The following is a 23,218-nucleotide window of genomic DNA, read 5'->3' on the forward strand; positions in this document are numbered from 1 at the left end:
ATCATTTGCAAGAATTTGTTTTAATAAATAATTAATGATTCTAAATAAATCTATAAACCTAAACTTGTCCAAATACGTTCAGGGATACGAACCGGACGACGAGTTTCGGCATCAATACAGCATAAAATGGTGTAACCTTGGTTAATTAATTTACCTGTTTCGTTGTATATGTTATAGTCAAAACGAATACGAACCCCTTTGTCACGTTCCGGAACAGTAGCTTCAATCTCGATTAATTCATCATATAGAGCACTTCCTATATATTTTGTATGCATTTCAATGATGGGCATCTGAATTCCCATAGCTTCTAATTCAGCATAAGGAAAACCTCTCTCTCTCATTAATTCTACCCGACCGATTTCATAAAATTCAGGATAGTTTCCATAATAAACAACTTTCATCTGATCTGTATGTTTATATAGAATGCGAGTTTTGATCCGAAATACATTTAATTGTTCAGTTTGTTCTATCTTCTCCATAATTGTTGTAAAACATCATTTATTATTCAAAAGTAAAGCACAAAAAAAAGACTTATTCATTAATTTGATAAAAAATGAATAAGTCTATTCTGTAATTTTTTTGTAATCCATCCAACTAAAAGAAGTTTGAGAAGAATCTTTCTGTTCTTCTTTTAAGAAGTCGTATTGAATTTGAATAATTGTTTTAAAAGTAGGATTTGCAATTTCATAATAAAAAATCCTGATATTTTTTTCTTCACTTTCTTCGATTCGTAAAAGAGAAAAATTATTTTTAATGCCCAAATCAATTAAATGATTTTCTACTTTGATTGTAGCAAAGTCAATTTTTTCTTGTGTAATTTCCATAGTCATACAAAAATAAGAATTATTAGTTTTATCAGACAAAATATGACCGAAAAGATTATCTTTGCAGTACTTTTATTTTATCTAAAATTACTTGTTGAATTTTCCGGATTATACAAAGTATTTTTTAATATATCAATACCCATTTCATTTTTTTTATTCAAAATTTGTTCACAATTTTGTAGGGAAGCTTTTGTTAAGAAACTTCGCTGTATATCAATAATTTACATTAAAACTTAAGCACTTTTGGACAATATTACTATGATAACTGCAAATTCTGTGTGGGAAAAATGCTTGTCTTTTATAAAAGATAACATTGCGGAAGATGCATTCAATACTTGGTTTGTTCCGATACGCCCGGGCAAACTAAATCATAATGTTTTAACGATACAAGTACCAAGTAAATTTTTTTACGAATGGTTAGAGGAACATTATATCAAAATTTTAAAAAGTGCCTTACAAAAAGAACTTGGTTCTGAAGCAAAATTAGTATACAGTATTTTGATGGATCAAAAGTCGCAAGGACGTGAACCATTTACAGTTCGTATTCCAAGCTCTAACAAAGAAAAACCTCGCCCACAAGAGGTTGAAGCTCCAATGAGTTTACAAGCTGGTAAAATGATGAATCCATTCATCATTCCTGGATTGCAGAAATTAAAAGTTGATTCACAATTGAATCACAATTATACGTTCAATAATTTTATTGAAGGAGAATCCAACAGATTAGCCCGCGCTGCTGGTCGTGCAATTGCGAAACGCCCGGGAGGAACGTCGTTTAATCCACTTTTTATCTATGGAGGAGTAGGATTAGGAAAAACGCATTTGGTGCATGCAATAGGTTTAGAAGTGAAAGAATTACATCCTGAAAAAACAGTTCTGTATGTTTCGACGGAAAAATTTACTCAGCAATTTATAGAAGCCGTGAAGAATAATAATCAAAATGATTTTATTCATTTTTACCAAATGATTGATGTTTTGATTATGGATGATATTCAGTTTTTATCAGGAAAAGCAAAAACACAAGAAGTTTTCTTCCACATATTTAACCATTTACATCAGAGAGGAAATCAAATTATTTTAACTTCTGATAAATCTCCTGCAGATATCCAGGATATGGAAGATCGTTTGATTTCTCGCTTCAAATGGGGATTGTCAGCAGACCTACAAAATCCTGATTACAATACCCGTCTTTCTATTTTAAAACAAAAATTAGAAAATGATGGAATTGAGTTTCCTGATGAGGTAATGGATTATATTGCACAAAACATTGATACGAATGTGCGTGAATTAGAAGGATCTTTGAATTCTATCATTGCACAAGCAACATTAAATAAACGAGAAATTACATTAGATTTAACAGCTCGTACGCTTTCTAAATTAGTGCAAACAGCCCGTAAGGAAATTTCGATAGATTATATTCAGAAAACAGTTTGCGAATACTTTAAAGTGAAGATTGAAGATATACAGTCAAAAACACGTAAGCGTGATGTTGTACAAGCGCGTCAGTTGGCGATGTATTTTGCAAAACAGTACACAAAAGCTTCATTGGCAAGTATCGGAACTCAAATCGGGAAGCGTGATCACGCAACGGTATTACATGCTTGTAAAACAGTGAAAAATTTGCAAGAAACAGATAAGCAGTTCCGTGGATATATTGAAGATATTTCACGCAAAATTGCAGATTAAACAAAAACTTTTCTACGATGAAAATTTTAATGGTTTGTTTGGGGAATATTTGTCGTTCTCCGTTGGCAGAAGGAATTTTACAATCGAAGGTAGGAGAGCAGCATTTGATTGATTCTGCAGGAACCGGAGATTGGCATATTGGCGAACAACCGGACAGACGTTCAATCGCAGTGGCTAAAAAATACGGTGTAGATATTTCTGATCAACGTGCCATGCATTTCAATCCTATCTTTTTTGAAGAGTTTGATTTGATTTTAGCAATGGATGAGCAGAATGCTATCGATTTACAAAAATTAGCCAAGACTGAAGAGGAAAGAACTAAAGTTAAATTAATATTAGAAGAAGGAACAGGTTTAATACAGAATGTTCCGGATCCGTACTACAACGATGAAGATGCTTTCGAACATGTTTATCAATTATTAGATGAAGCTACAGACGGCATCATCAAAAAATACAATCTTTAAAATTATACAATGAAAACGGCTAAAGTTTATTTGATTCCTTCACTTTTAGGTGAAAGTGAACACAGTAGAGTATTGCCCTTATACAATCTTGACGTTATTCGTGCAATTGATACGTTTGTCGTTGAAAACGAAAAATCTGCACGGAAATTTATCAAGCAAGTTTGTCCGGAAAAAGTTCAAGCAGATTTAGATATTTATATTCTGAATAAAGATACCGAACCTGAAGAAATGTTCGATTTGATTAAATTATTGGATCAAAACGTAACGTTAGGAATTATTTCTGAAGCTGGTTTGCCTGCGGTTGCAGATCCAGGGGCGCAATTGGTTAAGATTGCGCAGCAAAAACGCATACAGGTTGTGCCTTTGGTTGGTCCCTCTTCCATTTTATTAGCATTGATGGCTTCTGGTATGAATGGGCAGAATTTTGCTTTCCACGGTTATTTACCAATTGATAAAACAGAACGCAAAAAGAAATTGGCGCATTTGGAAGCTGAAAGTGCTAAAACCGGAATTGCTCAAATTTTTATGGAAACACCATATCGCAATAATCAAATGGTGGATGATTTAACAAAAATTCTTCGTACTGAAACGAAGATTTGTGTCGCGTGTCACATTACATTAGAGGACGAAGATATCCGTACGCTATCCATCAAAGAATGGAAAAATGAAAAGTATGATTTTCATAAACGTCCCGCAATTTTTGTGATGCAAGCCTAAAAAAATATTCATAAATAGATCAACACTTCGTGTCGCTTTTTTACGAGTTATTGTTTCAAAGTATAGCACAAAGCCAACTTGTAAAAGTTGGCTTTGTGCTATACTCATTTTTTGTAGTGAAAATGTTAAAAAAAGTTCAAAATATTCTGAGAGGTTGGTTATTCGATTTATCTAATTTTTATATGGCCAAGTAAAATAAAAAAGACGTTCAAATCGAACGTCTTTCTTTGTTTCATGTGTTGTCTTAAGCGTGTTTTACACTTTAAGGTCTGTATGTGCACCTAAAAGTGCTTTATTTTCTTCGATAATTGGATCAACCAAATCTTTTAAGAATTCTTCTGTTTGTTCAGAAGCAAATCCTGTAAAGTTTTTCGGATCTAATAATTCAACCAATTTTTCTTTGTCAATTTTCACATTTTCATCTGCAATAATACGTTCTATCAAATCGTTCGACTTTCCTTCCATTTTCACTTGCTTCGCAGCTTCCATAGAGTGAGTTCGGATGATTTCGTGTAATTCCTGACGATCTCCACCATTTTTCACACCTTCCATAATAATATATTCAGTGGCCATAAATGGTAATTCTTCTGCGATATGTTTCTCGATGATTTTAGGATAAACGACTAAACCATCTAAGATATTGTTCCAAATGATTAAAATAGCATCAATTGCTAAGAAAGCTTGAGGAACAGCTAAACGTTTGTTAGCTGAATCATCCAACGTTCTTTCAAACCATTGAGTGGAAGCAACCATTGCTGGAGAAGTAGCCAAAGACATGACATACTTTGCTAACGAAGCAATACGCTCAGAACGCATAGGGTTACGCTTGTAAGCCATTGCAGAAGATCCGATTTGGTTTTTCTCAAATGGCTCTTCAATCTCTTTTAAATTTTGTAACAAACGCAAATCGTTTGTGAATTTATGTGCCGATTGAGCAATGTTAGACAATAGTTCTAACGCTTGTGCATCAATTTTACGGTCATATGTTTGTCCTGAAACGGCGAAAACATTTTTGAATCCGAAACGTTCAGATAATTTTTTGTCTAATGTTTTTACTTTTTGGTAATCTCCGTCAAATAATTCTTTGAAAGAAGCGGCAGTACCAGTAGTTCCTTTTACACCACGGAAACGTAATGTATCTATTCTGAATTCTAATTCTTCTAAATCTAATAAAACAGATTGCAACCAAAGTGTAGCGCGTTTGCCAACGGTTGTTAATTGTGCCGGTTGAAAATGTGTAAATCCTAAAGTAGGTAAGTCTTTGTATTGACGAGCAAATTTTGCTAAACCATCAATCACATTGATTAATTGTCCTTTGATGTGTTGAAAACCATCACGAATTTGGATCAAGTCTGTATTATCGCCAACAAAAGCAGAAGTCGCACCGAGATGAATAATTGCTTTTGCACTGGGAGCAACATCTCCGTATGTGTGTACGTGAGCCATCACATCGTGACGAAATTTCTTTTCATAAGCTGCTGCAACATGATAATCAATATTTGTTGCATTATCTTTTAATTCTTGAATTTGTTCGTCTGTAATATCTAATCCAAGTTCCTTTTCTATTTCTGCTAAAGCAATCCAAAGCTGTCTCCATGTAGTGAATTTTTTTTCAGGAGAAAAGATATACAGCATTTCGTCGCTACAATATCTAGATTCTAAAGGATTTTGATACTTGTTCATTGTATTTTGTTTGTTTTGTTTTAAAATTTTTTCAAAATGGTTTGTACGTCTTTCACATAATATCCTTCAAAAAGATAAGCATGAATGAGTAATGGAAATAATTGTGCTATTGGTAAACGTTCTTCGTAATTGGATTCAAGAGGGAAGCTTTCATGGTAAGCATCAAAAAAGGCTTCGTCAAATCCACCGAAAAGTTTAGCAATTGCAATATCCATCTCACGATGACCATAGTAAATTGCAGGATCTATGACTGTAAATTCTCCTTTCGGATTTGCTAAAATATTTCCGTTCCAAAAATCACCGTGAATTAGAGTCGGTTTTTCTTCAGGAAATATAGAATGGAGCTGTTTACATAAATTCTCTGCAGATTTTATTTGTTTTGAAGTAATGAGTTGTTTGTTCTGCAACAATTTCATCATCGGCATAATGCGATTGTTGGCATAAAAATCACTCCAAGTAGTTGTAAAATTATTTGGTTGCACAACAATAGCGATATAATTATCTTCTGACCAACCAAATTGTTTATTTGTATTTTGATGAAGTTTTGCTAAGTTTCTTCCTAAGTTTTCCCAATTCACTACAGTTGGAGTAGAAGATTCTATCCATTCTAATAACAAAAATTGAAAATCTTTTCCAGCTTCGCCAACATGAATCACTTTCGGAACAGAAAATGTTTTTGTTTTTTTGATGGCGTCTAAAGCTCTTGCTTCTTTCTTGAAAAGATGAGGAAAGTTGTTGGCGGAATTAACCTTTAAAAAATATTTTTTATCAAACGATTCTAATCGAAAAGCGTCATTAATATCACCTCCTTTTATAGGGACGATAGAATCTATACCTAAATTCAATTGTTTTAATCGTTCTAAAATTTCATTCATAAAAATATTTCGTAAAGGTATAGCCTAACAAAAATGTCAGGCTATACGGTAAATTTATTAAAATAAAGTTGTTCTAATAATATTTTGAGAGCGCTCCGGACCAACCGAAACTAAATAAACTTCGATTCCTAAATATTTCTCAATGTAGTGGATGTAATCTTGTGCAGTTTGTGGTAGTTCATCAAACGACTTTACGTTTGTAATGTCTTCCTTCCATCCTGGTAATTCATCATATTGAGCTTCATAGTCTGCTAATTTTGTTGTAGAAGAAGTGAAGTAATCAATAATTTTTCCATCTTCTGTTTTATAACCTGTACAAACTTTTATTGCTTCAATATTAGACATAACGTCTAATTTAGTAATGACTAAATGTGTAATACCATTAATCATACAAGCATGTTTCAGTGCAACTAAATCTAACCACCCTGTACGGCGAGGACGACCTGTAGAAGCTCCGAATTCATGACCAACCTGACGGATTTGTTCTCCTAATTCGTTGTCTAATTCTGTTGGAAATGGTCCATTACCAACACGTGTACAATATGCTTTAGAAACTCCGATTAAATTCTTCAATTTTGTAGGAGGAACACCAGCGCCAACACAAGCTCCACCAGTTGTTGGAGATGATGATGTAACGAATGGATAAGTACCAAAATCAATGTCTAACATCAAGGCTTGAGCACCTTCAAATAGGACGCTTTTACCTTCGTCTATTGCTTGATTGATTTCTAACTCAGAATCAATGATTCGTTCTTTCAAACGCTCACCATATGCTAAGTATTTTTCGTAAATATCTTCAAATTTTAATGGCTCTTTATTGAATAATTTCTCGAATAAAGCATTCTTAACCACTAAGTTTTCTTTGATTTTTTCTGCTAAAACTGTAGGATTTAATAAATCAATAGCACGAATACCAACGCGAGCAACTTTGTCCTCATAACAAGGACCAATTCCACGTTTTGTAGTTCCGATTTGACTATCTTTTCCGGCAAATTCTTCACGATATTCGTCTAACAAAATGTGATAAGGCATAATGATATGCGCTCTTCTTGAGATAAATACGTGATCTGTAGATAAACCTCTTGCTTCTAATTTTTCTATTTCAGAGAAGAAAGCTTCAGGGTTTACCACGACACCGTTTGCGATAATACATTTTCCTTTGCATTGTAAAACTCCAGAAGGTAGTAAGTGTAATACGAATTTATCGTCACCTACATATACCGTATGACCAGCATTGTTACCACCTTGGTAGCGTACAACATAATCTGATTTTTCGGCTAATACATCTGTAATTTTTCCTTTTCCCTCGTCACCCCATTGAAGACCGACTACTACGTGTGTTGACATATTGTTTGTTCGTTATTTGTTATGGAATAAAAATGAAATAATTCATTTTATCTGGTTCACTGCAAAGGTAATTTAAACCTTTTCTTAAACAAATTTTAAACTCAATTTAGCATGATTATTTTTCAAGATTTTGTTAATAATTTTTCAACTTTAAATTAACCGAAAAATAACCGAATCCATTGAAATAAATAACGTAATTTTACAAACTTTTACACCAAAAATTTCCATTATGAAAATTGAAATCTGGTCGGATGTAATGTGTCCGTTCTGTTACATCGGAAAAAAACATTTTGAACAAGCTTTAGAACAAATTTCTTATAAAGAGAATATAGAAGTTGAATGGAAAAGTTTTCAACTCAATCCTGATTTATCTAAAACTGAAATTACATCAGTCAATGATTATTTGATTCAGGCAAAAGGAATTTCTGAAGAGCAGGTGATTGCAATGAATAATCAATTGGCTGAAATGGGGAAAACAGTCGGAATTGATTTTCAGCAACAGCATTCGAAAGTCATCAATACAGGAGATGCACATCGGTTAATTCACTTTGCCCAAGCTAAAGGGCAGGGTTCTGAAGCAGAAGAAAGACTTTTTAAAGCCTATTTTACAGAAGGAAAAAACATTGCTGATACCGAAACATTGGCAGAATTGGGTGAAGAAATTGGTTTGAATAAAACTGAAATTCTTGGTATGTTAAATTCTGATGAAAATGTTTTTGAAGTAGCTTCTGATATTTTAGATGCGCGTAACATTGGTGTTTCAGGAGTTCCCTTTTTTGTCATAGATAGAAAATATGCTATTTCAGGAGCTCAGCCGGTAGAATACTTTGTTTCTGCTTTGACACAGGCTTATGAAAAGGATCATTTAAAAGATGCCGAAAATGGAGCATCTTGTGATGTTGAAGGAAATTGTGATTAAACAACTAATGTAATATATCCTAAAAAAGGAAGTCTATTGACTTCCTTTTTTAGGATATATAGATCCCGAAAAATGGGGCAATTCTTTTTTTAATACAAAAAAAGCATCCAGAGAACATCTGGATGCTGATTATATTTATTGGAACATATCTTTTACACGTTCAAAAAAAGATTTTTCATTTTTTGAAGGTTCAGGTGAAAAATGATCATCATCTCTCATTTTTTCAAAATAAGCTTCTTGTTCTTTTGATAAATTGGTAGGTGTCCAAATGTTAACATGAACAAACAAATCACCTTTTCCATACCCATTCAAATCAGGTAAACCTTGGCCTTTTAGGCGTAAAACTTTTCCGGATTGAGTCCCTTTGTCAATTTTAATTTTTACTTTTCCATTAACGGTAGGAATTTCTTTTGAAGTACCTAGAATTGCATCAGGAACAGAAACATATAAATCAAAATGTAAGTTGTTTCCGTCACGTTTTAATGTATCGTGCTCTTCTTCTTCAATGATAACAAGTAAATCACCGGGAATTCCATCAAATGGGGCATCGTTCCCTTTTCCTCGAACTTGTAATTGAATACCTTCTCTTGCTCCTGCAGGAATTTTAAGGTCAATTGTTTCTTCAACTTTAATTAAACCTTGATTGTTTGCTCCCGGAGGAATTTTATCTGCAACTTTTCCAACACCTTGACAAGTCGAACAAGTTGTCGCGGTTTGCATTTGTCCTAAAAATGTATTGGTTACCCGAACCTGTTGTCCTGAACCGCCACAAGAAGGACATGTTTTAGAAGTAACACCATCAGCTTGTTTGAAACGTTTAACTTTTACCTTTTTCTCAGTTCCGTTCACCATTTCTTCCAAGTTCAATTTTACGCGAATACGCAAATCAGAACCTTTCATTCGGCGAGGACCACGAGATTGGCCTCCAAATCCGCCACCGAATCCACCTCCAAAAATATCGCCGAAATGAGAGAAAATATCTTCCATATTCATTCCGCCACCGGCACCGCCAAATCCACCGGCACCACCCATTCCGGCATGTCCGAATTGGTCATAGCGCGCACGTTTTTGGTCGTCACTTAAAACTTCGTAAGCTTCTGCAGCTTCTTTAAATTTTTCTTCTGCCTCTTTGTCACCAGGGTTTTTGTCAGGGTGATATTTAATGGCAAGTTTACGGTAAGCTTTCTTAATGTGCTCAGAAGTTGCAGTTTTCTCGATCTGCAATATTTCGTAATAATCTCTTTTTGATGACATTTTTTAATCTAAATTACAATCCAACAACAACTTTAGCGTAACGAACAACAACGTCATTTAATAAATAACCTGTTTCTACAATATCTACAATTTTACCTTTTAAATCCTCTGTTGGAGCAGGAATTTGAGTGATTGCTTCGTGGAAGTCAGTGTCAAAATCATCACCAGGTTTAATTTCCATTTGTTTTAAACCTTTTCCACGTAACGTTTCCGTTAATTTATTATTGATCAGCTCAATACCTTGAGTTAAATTGTCGTCTCCGGATTTTTCAATTTGATTTAAAGCGCGCCCAAAATCATCTAAAACTGGTAATAAAGAGGTGATAACTTCTTTATTTGCTGTTTTAAAAATATCCATGCGCTCACGTGAAGTACGTTTTTTGTAATTGTCAAATTCAGCAAACAGACGCAAATATTGGTCTTTTTCTTTTGCTAATTGTTCTTTAACGATTTCTAATTCTGATTTTTCAGAAGTTTCTGCCTGTGGCTGTTCTACATTGCTTTCCGTCTCTTGAACGTTGTCCTGAAGATTTTCGTTCTCTAATTCTTCGTGTATATTTTGGTCAGACATATTCTTATTCGTTTTTTTGTTTCTGATTGAATCAAATAGTTTGCCAATGCCCATTGTGTGTCGTTTTGTCAGATTTTAGATAAAAAAGAAGCACTTCTGTCGTGAGAAGTGCTTGGTAAAAGTATAAATATTTTTTCGGATTAGAATTTGAAATTAATTTTTCCGTTAAAAAATCGTCCAGTCAAATAATTTGGCATTGTATAAACAGCGTTTGAATTGACATCGCGAATCCATGAGTTACTGATTTCGTTTTTAATATCAAACACATTGAAAACATCTACACCAATTGAAATTTCTTTGAAATTACTCCAAAATGTTCCTTTTGAAGGTTTTAATTCTTTTTGATTGATAATTTCCTTTACAAAACCAATATCTACCCGTTTGTAATCTGATAAAGTCGTTTGATAATTATAAGGATCAGCAAACTGAGGTGCTCCATTTGGTAAACCTGATGCATAAATCAAATTGACATTGACTTTGAATGAAGGTAAAAACTCCATATAATCTTGGAAAAATGCAGATAATTTGAAGAGTGGGTCTGTTGGTAACGGAATATTTCCTTTGTCGTCAATATTTTGATAAGCGCGTGCATAGGAAGCAGAGAACCACGAATCAATTCCGGGAACAAATTGCCCAAATAAGCGCATGTCGATACCATATGCATAACCTTTCGAATTATTATCTGCTGTATAACGAATTCTTACATTGTCAACATAATAAGGATTTAAATCATTTAATATTTTGTAATAAACTTCTGTTGTTAGTTTGAACGGACGATCCATCCATTTAAATTCATAATCGTTTCCAAGAATAAAATGAATCGATTGTTGTGATTTTACTTTATCATTCAGAGAACCATCTAAACGGCGGATTTCACGATAAAAAGGGGGCTGATAATATAAACCTGTTGAAAAGCGAAACAACATGTCACTTTCCCAATCTGGTTTAATCGCAATCTGAGCACGAGGCGAAATAGTTGTTTCTTCGTTAAAATCCCAATATGCTGCTCTTACACCTGCATTGAATAATACTTTAGCGTCATTCCACATGAACTTACTGGTGTATTGTGCGTAACCAGAAAAGCGATTGGTTTTTAATTTATTTTTTGAATTAACATAATAACTCAAATTCAAACCACTCGTTGGATCAGGATTAACCACATATCCGGTAGAATCGATAGCTTGCCACTCTCCTAATAAATCACGAATATCCTCCTGCTGAAATTTTATTCCCCATTCAATATCATTGTTGCCGTTGATTTTGTATTTTCCTTTGTGCTGTATTCCTGCGACTAATGCATCAAAATTATTTCGAGCATGGTCAATTTGTGAACCAACATCATTGGTAGAAGTTGCATTTCCTTTGTCGTCGACTTGTGAAATAAAATAAGAACCTTGAATATCGAAATATTCACGTTCCTTAGAGTGATATGCAAAAATATCCAATCCTAGATCCAATTTAGAATTTGGTTGATATGTAAAAGATAAACTTCCTGTTTCTGTTGCAAATTTGTCATCTTCTTTCCCATTGTAATGAACAGTTAACAACAATGGGTTGTCCATTGCATTAATATAAGTATCACGTTTTATAGGGAACATTTCGTAACGCGAACGTGACATTGTTCCTAAAAAAGCAACATTCCATTTGTCATTTAATTTATAATTGATATTTGCCTGAACATCATAATATTCAGGATTAAAGTTGGTATCACCTTTTAAGGTATTTAAAATTAAATTTCTATTTTGATAACGTGCACCAACGATAGCCGAAAGTTTTTTGTCTTTTGAAGCACCACCTAATGTTAAACTTCCTCCCATTAGACTTGCTTCTAACTGACCTTCAAACTTTTTTGGACGTTTGTAGGTAACATCTAAAACAGAAGACATTTTATCACCATACTTTGCTTCCCAACCTCCAGCAGAAAAATTGATAAATTCTGTCATGGCAGGATTTACAAAGCCTAAACCTTCTTGCTCTCCGGAGCGAATGAGTTGAGGTTTATAAATTTCAATTCCATTAACGTAAATTAAATTTTCATCATAGTTTCCTCCGCGAACCATGTACTGTGAACTCAATTCGGTATTTGAGTTTACAAACGGCAACGTTTTTAATAAATCGGAAACTCCACCTGTTAAACTAGGTCCTTGCTGCATTTGTGCAGCACTCAGAACAGTGCTTTGTAAAGGTTTATTTTTGTTTGATTGAAAAGAAATAACCGCTTCTCCTAGTTGAATAGCATTGGTTTGATCAGGAACCAATTGGACAAATACTTCCTTTTTGTTTTTATCTTTTAAAGTAAAAGTTTGCGCATACGAATGATAACCATTCGTATTGAATGTTATGGTGACCGATTGATTAGAAGGGATGTCAAGTTTGAAATTACCATTTTGATCAGTAAAAAATGATTGATCACCTATAATAATTTCCGCTTCACTAATCGGAATTCTATTTTCGTCGACAACTTTACCATTAATTTGTGCAGTTTGTGCAAATAAAATTCCACCCAAAAGAGATAAACTTATGGTACTAAGAAATCTTTTTGAATGTTGTAGAGTACGTTGCTGTGTTGTTTTTTTCATCTTTCACGTTTAATTCTAATTGATGGTCACCAACCGAAATTTGTTCTTGATTCAAATTAATTGTTAATCGTTTAATTTTTTGATCATATTCGGCCAAAACCCATTTTCCATCGATATAAGCTTTGTAGTCTTTTATTCCGGAATGCGCATCATTAATTGTAAACTTGATGATGCCATTTGATTGAGTAAATTGACTATCTGATTTGATATTTAACGGAGTAATTGTTGGTTTAGTATTATCAATCATAACAGAAAAAACACCAAAATCTTTTGGATTTGCTACAAGCTTTCCGTTTTTAAGTTCTGTTGTCAAATAATCTTTTTTCCAACCCCCTCTCTTTTGGTATTCACGAACAATTACAGCTTTATCCAATTGAGCAGTCGGAATTTCAACAGTTGGTTCTATTACAAGTGTATAGGATTGATGAACGGGCATATAGTAATCTCCAACCCAATGTTTACCATTTTGAAACTTGTAGGTTAGATCAAAATCTTCATAGAAAATATTTTTTGGAAAAAAGATTTCGATACCTTGATTTTTAAAATGATTTTCTTTGTTCCAAAATATAGGATTCGTTTCAGGAAGTTTAGCTGAATCTATATAAGGTTTTCCATTCACAGTAAAGGATTGTGTCGATAAATTACCTGCATAATCGGAAACTTCAATTTTTATCTTGTACGATTTCCCTTCTTCCACTTCTAAAACACCATTATTTTTTAAATTCGAATACATTCTTACAGGATTTCCATCTTTTACAAACCCTTGATAGACCCAGCTGTTATTTTTTTGAATATCGCCATAATCGCAAACACTATTTATCGCTCGTGCCTCATCGAATGAAAAGCGATTGGAAGTAAAAGTATAAATAGGTTCATCATTCACGTAAATATTAATTTGATGAACTCCATTGTTATTTTCTGCTCCATTGTGTTTATCATAAGCTTTTACACCAAATCCGATAGCTCCTGAAGCTGAAAGAGTTCCTCCGTTAGCCACTACAACCCGACTTGTTTTTTGATTGATATCTCCATAAATAGGGTAAGCATATAGTCCTAAAATGCTTGGCTTTCGTGTATCCGGAATATCAAAACCAAAATAGAATGGGTTAATAGGTTCTTCAGATTTTGTATCACGAATTTCGAAATGTAAATGCGGACCCCCAGAACCTCCTGAATTCCCTGAAAGAGCAATTAGATCTCCCATTTTAACCGGGATTTCATTTGGTTTCGGATGAAGTTCTATTTTAAATGTTTCATTCGCATATTGTTGTTTACGAACATAAGCTTGAAGTTCCGGAGTAAACTCTCTCAAATGAGCATAAACAGAAGTGTAACCATTGGGATGATCGATGTACAAAGCATTTCCATAACCAGTTGGTGAAACATTAATACGAGAGATGTATCCGTCGCCAACAGCTTTTACTTTCAAACCTTCCCGTTGTTGTGTTTTGATATCTAGTCCCGCATGAAAATGATTGGAGCGTAATTCTCCAAAATTACCAGCTAAATAATTAGTGATTTCTAATGGGTTTTGAAATATATTTTTTGGATAATTTTCAGATTTTGGTTGTTCTGCCCGTTGTCCAAACACAACAGAGCTTAATACTAAGTTCAGGATAATTGGTTTAATCACTTTCATTTTTCTTTTCAAAAATTAACAATTAGTTAAAAATAAACTAAATCTTTTACAAACATCTTTAATCTTTTGAATTTCTGAAAACTATTTCACAATAATTCTTTGTAAAATAAATTTAAAACCTTGATTAGTAGTTTTTTGTATTTGTAAAATAATAAACAAGGAAAAGAAAAGTATTTTGGTTAAAGGTTAAAAAATGTTGCAACTACTTTTAAATCAAACTTAAAAAATACAGTTATGCGAAAAATGATTTTAGCAATTTTTGTGATTGCATCAATAACAAGTTGTAATAAAAACGAAGGTGCAAATAGCAGGGAGATTAGTTCGGAAGCCAAAGAAGAGATGATCGTTTCTAATGCAGCAAACCCTGAAGTGGAGGGGAAAATTTTTACATCGAATGCTTTGATTGACATGAAAGTGAAAGATGCGATGAAAGATGCTCAGCAAATTGAAGAGAACGCGATAAATCTTAAAGGATTTGTTTTAAATAGTGAAATGGCGAATCAGGTCTTAGATTCTGATAAGGTTGAATTATCAGAAGACAGTGTCAAGAAAATGGATAAAATTCAACGAACCTATTTGATAGAACTTAAAGTGCCTTCCAACCAACTGCGTGAACATGTCAAATTTGCAGTAGAAAAAGGATTAATCATCGAGCATATTTTAATTAATAATGAAGAAATGACATTTCAGAAATATGAAAATGATTTGAAAAATGCACACAATAATTCGGTTAAAATTTCGACACAAATTGAAAATAAAGTAAACAAAGCTTTGATTCATGATACCACAAGTTATGCGACTATAGCTTATCGTTTATCGGAAGAACCCCGAATTGTAACGAATGTTTTACCTCAAACAGAACTTAAAACATACAGAGAAATCAATTTAGGATATGAGTTAAAACAAAGTTGGGAAGATGGATTATATTATTTCAAATCGATACTGATTGTTTTTTGTCAATTTCTGCCAACAATTCTTTCGGTATCGTTTTTGTTTTTTGGAATCAAGTATGTTGTAAGAATAGTGAAGAAAAGAGAATCAAACCAAAAAAACTAAGTAAATCTCTATTTGTCAAATGAATAAGAAAAAACTGATAATATTTAGGTTTTTCTATTGATTAGAAACAAAAAAATACTATTTTTGCAATAGAAGCTAGAATAATTGAAATTCTCAGGAGATGGAAAAAATGGTGAAATTTAATGAACTTGAAAACAAAGTTTTAAGTGTTTTAGGCCAACTTGGGAATTATAAAGATATATTAAAAGGCGCTGAAAACTCGATACAGGAATTGGAAAAATTGCAAAATGAAATCAATTCGTTGAAAGAAGAAAATGCCAGATTAAAAAATAAATTGAGAGATTCGCAAGCGAATAATTTAAATTTAAATGAGGAAGTAAAACGATTAAAAGTCGTCAATGCAATGAGTGGAAATCAGGAGTACAAACAAATGATGAAGCAAAGAATGAACAAATTAATAAAAGAAGTCGATACTTGCATCGCTCAAATTAAAACAAATAACTAATAAAAAGAATGTCAACTCAACGAATTGAGATAAAAATTGCTTCACGTCATTATCCAATGACGATTAATTCTGATGAAGAAGAAATGTTACTTTCTTGCGCAGAAGAGATAAATAGTATTTTGAAACAATTTGAACAAAAGTACGCTGTTTCTGACAAACAAGATGCCCTTGCTATGGTGACAATCCAATTAGCTTTACGTGAAGCAAAGTTGAAAAAGCAAGTGAAAGATAATGAAGAAATGACAACAGAGCGTATTTCGAAGTTATTAGAATTGATTGATCAGTCAATCGCAAAATAAGAGAAGTTCTGACAGTTGTGAAACTGTCCATTAAACAATATTCCTACATTAGTTCTAGCTATTTTGGTTAACTCAACACTAGTTTTGTTACCGAGTGAACACCGTTCGGAAAGCGGGCCGCAACCTTTTGGTTCATTTATATGACAGCGGATACTTGACTGACGGACTAACTCAAATCCTGTTTACAGGAGTTAACTCAAAACATACTTTACTAATGTAGGTTTTTTTATATATAAACATTACATAATCTATGGACCCAATTATGACAATAATTATTGCAATTGTTACATTAATCGTAGGTGCAGTAGTGGGTTATTTCTTATCAAAGAAATCAGTTGATAAACAGAATCAAGAACTGATTGATGAAGCAACTCGCAAAGCACAAACTTTGATTAATGATGCTGAGAAAGATGGTGAAGCCATTAAAAAAGAGAAAATTTTTCAAGCAAAAGAAAAATTTTTGGAATTAAAATCTAAACACGAAGAGGTTGTAAACCAACGTGAAAGAAAAGTAGCTGATGCTGAGCTTAAAGTAAAAGAACGTGAAGAGAGAATCAAAACGGACTTAGCAGAAATTCAGAAACAAAAAGATCAGATAAAATCTGAGAAAGGAAATATACAAGCACGCACTGAAAAGCTTAATATTAAGCAAAAAGAAGTGGATACGATGCATAAAAAACAAGTAGAAATCCTGGAAAAAATTTCAAATTATTCTGCTGAAGAAGCTCGTGCTGAATTAATAGAAGTTTTGAAAGATGAAGCACGAACTAAAGCTCAGGCTCATATCCAAGAGATTATGGAAGAAGCTGAGTTGGATGCGAAAAACGAAGCACGTAAAATTGTTGTCTCTTCTATTCAACGGATTGGTACTGAGCAGGCAATTGAGAACGCGGTATCAGTGTTTAATATTGAATCAGATGAAATAAAAGGACGTATTATTGGTCGTGAAGGTCGTAACATTCGTGCAATAGAAGCAGCTACAGGTGTTGAAGTCATTGTAGATGATACGCCGGAAGCAATTATTCTTTCATGTTTTGATCCTGTTCGTCGTGAAATTGCCCGTTTATCTTTGCACCGTTTAGTGACAGATGGACGTATTCATCCGGCTCGTATTGAAGAAGTAGTTGCGAAAACAACAAAGCAGATTGAAGACGAAATTATTGAGGTTGGTAAGAAAACAATCTTAGATTTAGGTATTCATGGCTTACATAAAGATTTAGTTCGTATCATAGGTCGTATGAAATACCGTTCTTCTTATGGACAGAATTTATTACAACACTCTCGAGAGGTTGCAAATTTAGCCGGAACATTGGCTGCAGAATTAGGATTGAATCCTAAATTGGCTAAACGTGCCGGTTTATTACACGATATTGGTAAAGTTCCGGAGCAAGAGTCAGAATTGCCTCACGCAATTTTGGGGATGCAATGGGCTGAAAAATATGGGGAGCACCCAGATGTAATTAATGCAATTGGAGCCCACCACGATGAGATTGAAATGACATCATTAATTTCACCAATCGTACAGGTAGCCGATGCGATTTCAGGTGCTCGTCCAGGTGCTCGTCGTCAAGTTGTAGAGTCGTATATGCAACGTCTAAAAGACTTGGAGGCAACTGCACTTAATTTTGATGGAGTAGAAAAAGCATATGCAATTCAGGCAGGTCGTGAATTACGTGTAATTGTAGAAAGTGATAAAGTAGATGATACAAAAGCAGCTGAATTATCTTTCTTAATTTCAGACAAAATCCAAAATGAAATGACTTATCCAGGTCAAGTCCGTGTCACTGTAATTCGTGAAACACGTGCGGTAAATATTGCAAGATAAAATTTAGAATTAAAATCAATATCTTTAGGCAAGTCTATATCAAGGCTTGCCTATTTTTTTATATTAATTTGTGAAAAAATAATATAAGTTATAGTGGTTGTGTTGATAATTTTAATTAAATTATAACAGATGAATAATTGAGATTAATTTGCTTCGAATCAAATAATTAACAACTTGTTGATAACCTTTTTAATTTTTAAGAGTACAAAATTTTTAATTGTGAAATCTTATCTTAATTTTGAAAGAATCGATGAATAATTGAAACGAAAATGTAACCCTATTGAGGTTCAATTTGTAAAAAAAATAAGACCATCAACTTTATTTTTTTACATGAAATAAAATCGTTTTCATCAAAGTTTATTAATCTAAAAAGTCCAAAAAAAACTATGTCTATTTTTGATAAGAGAGTAAATTATAAACCGTTTGAATATCCTGAAATTTTAACCTTTACAGAAGCCATCCAAAAAGCATATTGGGTACATGGAGAAGTAGATTTTACATCAGATATCCAAGATTATCATGCAAATTTAGATGATGTGAAACGTGAAATACACAAACGTTCTATTTTGTCTATAGCGCAAGTTGAAGTAACAGTGAAAGGCTTCTGGGGAGATTTATATCATTATTTTCCAAAACCAGAATTAAACGGATTAGGAGCTACTTTTGCAGAATGTGAATTCAGACATAGTGAAGCGTATTCAAGGATTTTAGAAGTAAACGGTTATTTAGACGAATTTAATGTAGCCTTGCAAAATCCTATTTTCAAAAGTTATAATACGTTTGTAGGTGAGATTATGCGCGATGAGAATAAATCAATCGTAGAAAAATTATTGTTCTTTGCATTGGTAATTGAAGATAGTTCTTTGTTTTCTAAATTTGCAAACATTTTAGCATTCACTCGCTTTGATGGTTTAATGAAAAATACAGCAAATATCATTGCCTGGACTTCTACAGATGAACAAATTCATGCAAATGCCGGAATTTATTTGATTAACAAAATTCGTGAAGAAGGATTATTACCAGATGAATTAGACCAAAATTGGGTGGAAACTGCAGTTCGTGGTTACATCGAACAGGAAGAAATGATGTTAGACTGGATTTTCGAAAAAGGAGAATTTGGTTATTATACAAAAGCAGATTTATTGAATTATATGAAGTATCGTATTGATGAAGCGATTACGAAAATTGGTTTCAAAAAAATATACCATATTTCACAAGAACAATATAAACCAATGGCGTGGTTCGAAGAAGAAGTTTTTGCAAGCAGCTTAGACGATTTTTTCGCAAAAAGACCGGTAGATTATACAAAGCACGATAAAAGTATCTCGGCAGACGATTTATTTTAAGAACCGGAACTTTTCATCAAAAACACAACTATAAAGTTAAATTATTTCACAATATCACATTATTATAAATTCTAAAACTATGGACAATCCGATACCACACGACGACATTCAAAACATCTTTTTTGAGGGTGAAACACCAAAATTATGGTGGAAAAATTCTGAATCTGAACAAATTTTGAATAGAGGTTATTTGTTGAAAGGGGAAACAGTTGAGGGAGCAATAGACCGTATTACTGCTGCGGCAGCAAGACGTTTATACAAACCGGAACTACAAGAATCTTTCAAAGAAATGATTGAAAGAGGTTGGATGAGTTTATCATCTCCTATTTGGGCAAATATGGGAACAGAACGTGGTTTACCAATTTCTTGTTTCAATGTTCATATTCCTGATAGTATTGAAGGAATTACGCATAAATTAGGAGAGGTCATCATGCAAACAAAAATTGGAGGTGGTACTTCAGGGTATTTCGGTGGTTTACGTGAGCGTGGTGCAGCGATTACAGATAACGGAAAGAGTAGTGGAGCAGTATCATTTATGGAATTGTTCAATTCTGCGATGAATGTTGTTTCGCAAGGGTCTACTCGTCGTGGCGCTTTTGCAGCTTATTTGGATATTGACCATGATGATATTGAAGAATTTTTGAAAATTAAATCGATTGGAAACCCAATTCAGAATTTATTTTATGGGGTTTGTGTTCCGGATTATTGGATGCAGGAGATGATTGATGGAGATGCTGAAAAACGCCAAATTTGGGCTAAAGTTTTAGAGTCTCGTCAAGAAAAAGGATTGCCGTATTTATTTTTTACAGATAATGTAAATAAAAATAAACCACAAGTTTACAAAGATTTAGGAATGTCTATTAATGCATCTAATCTTTGTTCGGAAATTATGTTGCCTTCATCAGCAGACGAATCATTTATTTGTTGTTTATCTTCTATGAACTTAGAATTATATGACGAATGGAAAGATACAGAAGCTGTACGTTTAGCAATCTTTTTCTTGGATGCTGTTTTGCAAGAATTTATTGAAAAAACAGAAGGAAATTATTATTTAGCTTCGGCAAATCGTTTTGCAAAACGTCATCGTGCATTAGGTTTAGGAGTACTGGGATGGCATTCTTATTTACAGCGTAATATGATTCCTTTCGAAGGAATGGAGGCGAAATTACGTACAACAGAAATCTTTAAACATATTCAATCCAAAGCAGATAAAGCTTCAGAAGAATTGGCTCGTATCTATGGAGAACCAGAAGTATTAAAAGGTTATGGACGTCGTAATACGACAACATGTGCAATTGCGCCTACAACTTCTTCTTCTGCAATTTTAGGACAAACATCTCCGGGGATAGAACCATTTGCTTCCAACTATTATAAAGCAGGTTTGTCGAAAGGAAACTTTATGCGTAAAAACAAATATCTGACAAAATTATTGCAAGAAAAAGGTTTGGATAACGAAGATATTTGGCGTGAAATTATGCTAAATGGAGGTTCTGTTCAGCACATTGATCAACTGACAAAAGAGGAAAAAGATGTATTCAAAACGTTCAAAGAGATTTCTCAATTAGAAATTGTACAACAAGCTGCAATTCGTCAAAAATATGTGGATCAATCACAATCATTAAACTTAAATATTCCACCGGATTTACCTGTGAAAGAAGTTAATCGCTTGATGATTGAAGCGTGGCAATTAGGTGTGAAAACATTGTACTATCAACGTTCACAATCAGTATCAAAAGAACTAGTTGCAAACTTAGTTTCTTGTTCTTCTTGTGAGGCTTAATAGGAAATGATATATTTATTTTATTACAAATAGAAAATCCGCTCTTTTGAGCGGATTTTTAGATTTTATGAATTTTCATACATTAAGTATTAAAAAATCCTAAATAAAAGAGAAGACTATTTAATAGGATTATTAATTGTCAAACCTACCATCAATTGATCTGTATGCGATTTTTTCAGACTTTGTAGCATGTATCCTGCTTCTAAGCTAAATACAGGAGAAATCACATACCCCAGATTTAATCCCAAACGATTTCGGTCAAATGTTTGGTTTTTAACTGCCTGTAAGAACAATTCGTTATAAGCTTTCAAATACCATGTATTTTCAATCAATTTTGGATTGTTTAAAGGAACAGTCGTTGTCAATTGATAACGAAATCTAAATTGTGTATCATGTTCTAAAAACCGTTCTTCAAAACGGAAGCGTTGTGCAAAATTAAATTGTTCTATGGCATGTTTTGTATTGAATTGTTGATACAAACGGTGCTCGTGGCTATGAGCATAGTCATCTGCTACGGAAGGTGTACGATTCTGAATATAAGCATAACCAACTAAGACATTATTGTTATTTTCGGTAAGATTGTACCCAATTCCACCACGAATTAAAAGTTGCTGTAGTTGATCTAAATTCTCATATGCGCGGTATTGTATATCAGATTGGAAACTAAAATCATTATCAATTTTTTGATTGATATTTAAAATTCCCCAAGTTCTAAAGTCACTTTCCTGAGCTTGAATACACATACTTCCTAAAACAATAATACCGGTTAAAACCTTCTTCATTTCGTACAATTTTAACGAAAATAAAAAAAGACACGAAAATTAATCATGTCTTTTGTCAGGATATGAATATTTTATTTTGTGGCTTCTTTTACTTTTGGTAGAATATCTTTCCCAAAAATCTCGATTGATCTCATCATATTCAAATGATCAGGAGCTCCAACATCCATGTGAGCAGAAAAACGAGTTAAACCAAACATTTCCTGGTATTTTAAAATACGGTCAATGGCCAATGATGCATCACCAACAATCAAATGTCCGTTTTCAGAACGCCCATAATCAAATTGAGGTTTAGTGTATTTTGGCCAACCTCTACTTGCTCCAATTCTATTCATTTGAGCACCATAAACAGGAAAATATTCTTCGGCAATTTTTTCATTATTATCTCCAAAAAATGAATGCATATGAACCCCGATTTGCATTTTATCAAGAGCGTGCCCGTTTTCAAGATACACTTGTTTGTATATATCAAATAGAAACTTAAAATCAGCCGGATTTCCTCCAATAATAGCAAAGATAATTGGTAGACCTAATGTTGCAGCCCGAATGACAGATGATTTGGTTCCACCAACAGCAATCCAAATAGGAAGCTTTTCTTGAACAGGTTTGGGGTAAATATCTTGATTAACCAATGGCATTCTAAAATTACCATGCCAATTCACAGTCTTATTTTCATTCAGTGTTAAAAGTAAACGAAGTTTTTCATCAAACAAGGCGTCATAATTATTTAAATCATAACCAAAAAGAGGAAACGATTCGATAAAAGAACCGCGACCGGCCATAATTTCAGCCCGTCCATTTGATAAATTATCGACAGAAGAAAAGTCTTGATACAATTTTACAGGATCAGCTGAGCTGATAACAGAAACGGCACTCCCAAGTTTGATTTTTTTGGTCACTGTAGACAATGCGGCCAAAATAATTTCGGGTGAAGAAACAGCATAATCAGACCGATGATGTTCCCCTATGCCAAAAAAATCTAATCCAATTTCATCCATTAATTTTACTTCCTCTATAATTTCAGTCATACGTTGTTGAGGAGTTTGCGTATAACCGGTTTTAGGATCAATATGTAGATCACCAAACATTCCTATCCCTAATTCCATATTATT

At 33.4% G+C, this 23,218-nt stretch carries 21 protein-coding genes; 10 read left to right on the top strand and 11 right to left on the bottom strand.

Annotation, left to right across the window (positions count from 1 at the left end; all coding sequences use genetic code 11):
• Window positions 1–50 precede the first annotated feature (50 nt).
• The gene (locus H277_RS0109510) at window positions 51–479 is read right to left on the bottom strand and encodes an acyl-CoA thioesterase (RefSeq protein WP_019975357.1); all 429 of its coding nucleotides are present in this window, start codon (window positions 477–479) and stop codon (window positions 51–53) included.
• 84 nt (window positions 480–563) lie between these two features.
• Complete coding sequence (locus tag H277_RS0109515) at window positions 564–824, bottom strand: hypothetical protein (RefSeq protein ID WP_146810390.1); 261 nt, start codon at window positions 822–824, stop codon at window positions 564–566.
• 258 nt (window positions 825–1,082) lie between these two features.
• Here H277_RS0109515 and dnaA point away from each other — a divergent pair, with 258 nt between their 5' ends.
• From dnaA to H277_RS0109530, 3 genes are read left to right on the top strand one after another with little or no spacing between them, the layout of a single operon-like run.
• A complete protein-coding gene (gene dnaA / locus H277_RS0109520) occupies window positions 1,083–2,507 on the top strand; it encodes a chromosomal replication initiator protein DnaA (protein WP_019975359.1) in 1,425 nt (474 codons plus the stop codon).
• A 17-nt stretch (window positions 2,508–2,524) separates the two neighbouring features.
• Window positions 2,525–2,971, top strand: a complete 447-nt coding sequence (locus tag H277_RS0109525) for a low molecular weight protein-tyrosine-phosphatase (protein ID WP_019975360.1) — start codon at window positions 2,525–2,527, stop codon at window positions 2,969–2,971.
• Window positions 2,972–2,980: 9 nt separating this feature from the next.
• Window positions 2,981–3,688, top strand: a complete 708-nt coding sequence (locus H277_RS0109530; RefSeq protein WP_019975361.1) for an SAM-dependent methyltransferase — start codon at window positions 2,981–2,983, stop codon at window positions 3,686–3,688.
• A gap of 255 nt (window positions 3,689–3,943) precedes the next feature.
• On the opposite strand, the gene purB is transcribed toward H277_RS0109530, so the two are convergent.
• From purB to H277_RS0109545, 3 genes are read right to left on the bottom strand one after another with little or no spacing between them, the layout of a single operon-like run.
• Complete coding sequence (gene purB, locus H277_RS0109535; protein ID WP_019975362.1) at window positions 3,944–5,371, bottom strand: adenylosuccinate lyase; 1,428 nt, start codon at window positions 5,369–5,371, stop codon at window positions 3,944–3,946.
• A 20-nt stretch (window positions 5,372–5,391) separates the two neighbouring features.
• Window positions 5,392–6,246, bottom strand: coding sequence for a fructosamine kinase family protein (locus H277_RS0109540; protein ID WP_019975363.1), 855 nt, complete (start codon window positions 6,244–6,246; stop codon window positions 5,392–5,394).
• A gap of 57 nt (window positions 6,247–6,303) precedes the next feature.
• Complete coding sequence (locus H277_RS0109545; protein WP_019975364.1) at window positions 6,304–7,593, bottom strand: adenylosuccinate synthase; 1,290 nt, start codon at window positions 7,591–7,593, stop codon at window positions 6,304–6,306.
• A 229-nt stretch (window positions 7,594–7,822) separates the two neighbouring features.
• On the opposite strand from H277_RS0109545, the gene H277_RS0109550 reads away from it, so the two are divergent.
• On the top strand, window positions 7,823–8,512 hold the full coding sequence (locus H277_RS0109550; protein ID WP_019975365.1) for a DsbA family oxidoreductase: 690 nt from the start codon (window positions 7,823–7,825) through the stop codon (window positions 8,510–8,512).
• 135 nt (window positions 8,513–8,647) lie between these two features.
• Here the strand turns inward: H277_RS0109550 and dnaJ are convergent, their stop codons facing one another.
• The 4 genes from dnaJ to H277_RS0109570 all read right to left on the bottom strand — a co-directional run bounded on the left by dnaJ (window position 8,648) and on the right by H277_RS0109570 (window position 14,555).
• Entirely contained in the window at window positions 8,648–9,766 is a 1,119-nt protein-coding gene (gene dnaJ, locus H277_RS0109555; protein ID WP_019975366.1) for a molecular chaperone DnaJ, read from the bottom strand.
• Between the two features lie 13 nt (window positions 9,767–9,779).
• Window positions 9,780–10,391 (bottom strand): nucleotide exchange factor GrpE, encoded by a 612-nt coding sequence (locus H277_RS0109560; RefSeq protein ID WP_019975367.1) that lies wholly within the window; start codon window positions 10,389–10,391, stop codon window positions 9,780–9,782.
• Window positions 10,392–10,477: 86 nt separating this feature from the next.
• Complete coding sequence (locus H277_RS0109565) at window positions 10,478–12,916, bottom strand: TonB-dependent receptor (protein ID WP_019975368.1); 2,439 nt, start codon at window positions 12,914–12,916, stop codon at window positions 10,478–10,480.
• Window positions 12,864–14,555, bottom strand: coding sequence for a M23 family metallopeptidase (locus H277_RS0109570; protein ID WP_019975369.1), 1,692 nt, complete (start codon window positions 14,553–14,555; stop codon window positions 12,864–12,866). Before H277_RS0109570 ends, H277_RS0109565 begins: the two co-directional genes overlap by 53 nt.
• Before the next feature lie 234 nt (window positions 14,556–14,789).
• Between H277_RS0109570 and H277_RS0109575 the strand changes: the two genes are divergently transcribed.
• The 6 genes from H277_RS0109575 to H277_RS0109600 all read left to right on the top strand — a co-directional run bounded on the left by H277_RS0109575 (window position 14,790) and on the right by H277_RS0109600 (window position 21,327).
• Window positions 14,790–15,611: a hypothetical protein gene (locus H277_RS0109575; protein ID WP_026357520.1), complete on the top strand. Its 822-nt coding sequence runs from the start codon at window positions 14,790–14,792 to the stop codon at window positions 15,609–15,611.
• A 121-nt stretch (window positions 15,612–15,732) separates the two neighbouring features.
• Complete coding sequence (locus H277_RS18900; protein WP_019975371.1) at window positions 15,733–16,077, top strand: hypothetical protein; 345 nt, start codon at window positions 15,733–15,735, stop codon at window positions 16,075–16,077.
• 8 nt (window positions 16,078–16,085) lie between these two features.
• Window positions 16,086–16,376: a cell division protein ZapA gene (locus tag H277_RS0109585; protein WP_019975372.1), complete on the top strand. Its 291-nt coding sequence runs from the start codon at window positions 16,086–16,088 to the stop codon at window positions 16,374–16,376.
• Between the two features lie 262 nt (window positions 16,377–16,638).
• On the top strand, window positions 16,639–18,201 hold the full coding sequence (gene rny / locus H277_RS0109590; RefSeq protein WP_033422658.1) for a ribonuclease Y: 1,563 nt from the start codon (window positions 16,639–16,641) through the stop codon (window positions 18,199–18,201).
• 386 nt (window positions 18,202–18,587) lie between these two features.
• Complete coding sequence (locus H277_RS0109595) at window positions 18,588–19,547, top strand: ribonucleotide-diphosphate reductase subunit beta (protein ID WP_019975374.1); 960 nt, start codon at window positions 18,588–18,590, stop codon at window positions 19,545–19,547.
• Window positions 19,548–19,626: 79 nt separating this feature from the next.
• On the top strand, window positions 19,627–21,327 hold the full coding sequence (locus H277_RS0109600; RefSeq protein WP_019975375.1) for a ribonucleoside-diphosphate reductase subunit alpha: 1,701 nt from the start codon (window positions 19,627–19,629) through the stop codon (window positions 21,325–21,327).
• Between the two features lie 116 nt (window positions 21,328–21,443).
• Here H277_RS0109600 and H277_RS18905 read toward each other — a convergent pair whose 3' ends face one another.
• A complete protein-coding gene (locus H277_RS18905) occupies window positions 21,444–22,109 on the bottom strand; it encodes a DUF2490 domain-containing protein (protein ID WP_019975376.1) in 666 nt (221 codons plus the stop codon).
• Between the two features lie 71 nt (window positions 22,110–22,180).
• Entirely contained in the window at window positions 22,181–23,212 is a 1,032-nt protein-coding gene (locus tag H277_RS0109610) for an LLM class flavin-dependent oxidoreductase (protein WP_019975377.1), read from the bottom strand.
• Window positions 23,213–23,218 lie beyond the last annotated feature (6 nt).

The organism is Empedobacter brevis NBRC 14943 = ATCC 43319 (genome assembly GCF_000382425.1).
GTDB lineage: Bacteria > Bacteroidota > Bacteroidia > Flavobacteriales > Weeksellaceae > Empedobacter > Empedobacter brevis.

Coding starts and splice junctions, on each gene's coding strand:
- H277_RS0109510 (WP_019975357.1), bottom strand. CDS start 479: ATGGAGAAGATAGAACAAACTGAACAATTAAATGTATTTCGGATCAAA.
- H277_RS0109515 (WP_146810390.1), bottom strand. CDS start 824: ATGGAAATTACACAAGAAAAAATTGACTTTGCTACAATCAAAGTAGAA.
- dnaA (WP_019975359.1), top strand. CDS start 1,083: ATGATAACTGCAAATTCTGTGTGGGAAAAATGCTTGTCTTTTATAAAA.
- H277_RS0109525 (WP_019975360.1), top strand. CDS start 2,525: ATGAAAATTTTAATGGTTTGTTTGGGGAATATTTGTCGTTCTCCGTTG.
- H277_RS0109530 (WP_019975361.1), top strand. CDS start 2,981: ATGAAAACGGCTAAAGTTTATTTGATTCCTTCACTTTTAGGTGAAAGT.
- purB (WP_019975362.1), bottom strand. CDS start 5,371: ATGAACAAGTATCAAAATCCTTTAGAATCTAGATATTGTAGCGACGAA.
- H277_RS0109540 (WP_019975363.1), bottom strand. CDS start 6,246: ATGAATGAAATTTTAGAACGATTAAAACAATTGAATTTAGGTATAGAT.
- H277_RS0109545 (WP_019975364.1), bottom strand. CDS start 7,593: ATGTCAACACACGTAGTAGTCGGTCTTCAATGGGGTGACGAGGGAAAA.
- H277_RS0109550 (WP_019975365.1), top strand. CDS start 7,823: ATGAAAATTGAAATCTGGTCGGATGTAATGTGTCCGTTCTGTTACATC.
- dnaJ (WP_019975366.1), bottom strand. CDS start 9,766: ATGTCATCAAAAAGAGATTATTACGAAATATTGCAGATCGAGAAAACT.
- H277_RS0109560 (WP_019975367.1), bottom strand. CDS start 10,391: ATGGGCATTGGCAAACTATTTGATTCAATCAGAAACAAAAAAACGAAT.
- H277_RS0109565 (WP_019975368.1), bottom strand. CDS start 12,916: ATGAAAAAAACAACACAGCAACGTACTCTACAACATTCAAAAAGATTT.
- H277_RS0109570 (WP_019975369.1), bottom strand. CDS start 14,555: ATGAAAGTGATTAAACCAATTATCCTGAACTTAGTATTAAGCTCTGTT.
- H277_RS0109575 (WP_026357520.1), top strand. CDS start 14,790: ATGCGAAAAATGATTTTAGCAATTTTTGTGATTGCATCAATAACAAGT.
- H277_RS18900 (WP_019975371.1), top strand. CDS start 15,733: ATGGAAAAAATGGTGAAATTTAATGAACTTGAAAACAAAGTTTTAAGT.
- H277_RS0109585 (WP_019975372.1), top strand. CDS start 16,086: ATGTCAACTCAACGAATTGAGATAAAAATTGCTTCACGTCATTATCCA.
- rny (WP_033422658.1), top strand. CDS start 16,639: ATGACAATAATTATTGCAATTGTTACATTAATCGTAGGTGCAGTAGTG.
- H277_RS0109595 (WP_019975374.1), top strand. CDS start 18,588: ATGTCTATTTTTGATAAGAGAGTAAATTATAAACCGTTTGAATATCCT.
- H277_RS0109600 (WP_019975375.1), top strand. CDS start 19,627: ATGGACAATCCGATACCACACGACGACATTCAAAACATCTTTTTTGAG.
- H277_RS18905 (WP_019975376.1), bottom strand. CDS start 22,109: ATGAAGAAGGTTTTAACCGGTATTATTGTTTTAGGAAGTATGTGTATT.
- H277_RS0109610 (WP_019975377.1), bottom strand. CDS start 23,212: ATGGAATTAGGGATAGGAATGTTTGGTGATCTACATATTGATCCTAAA.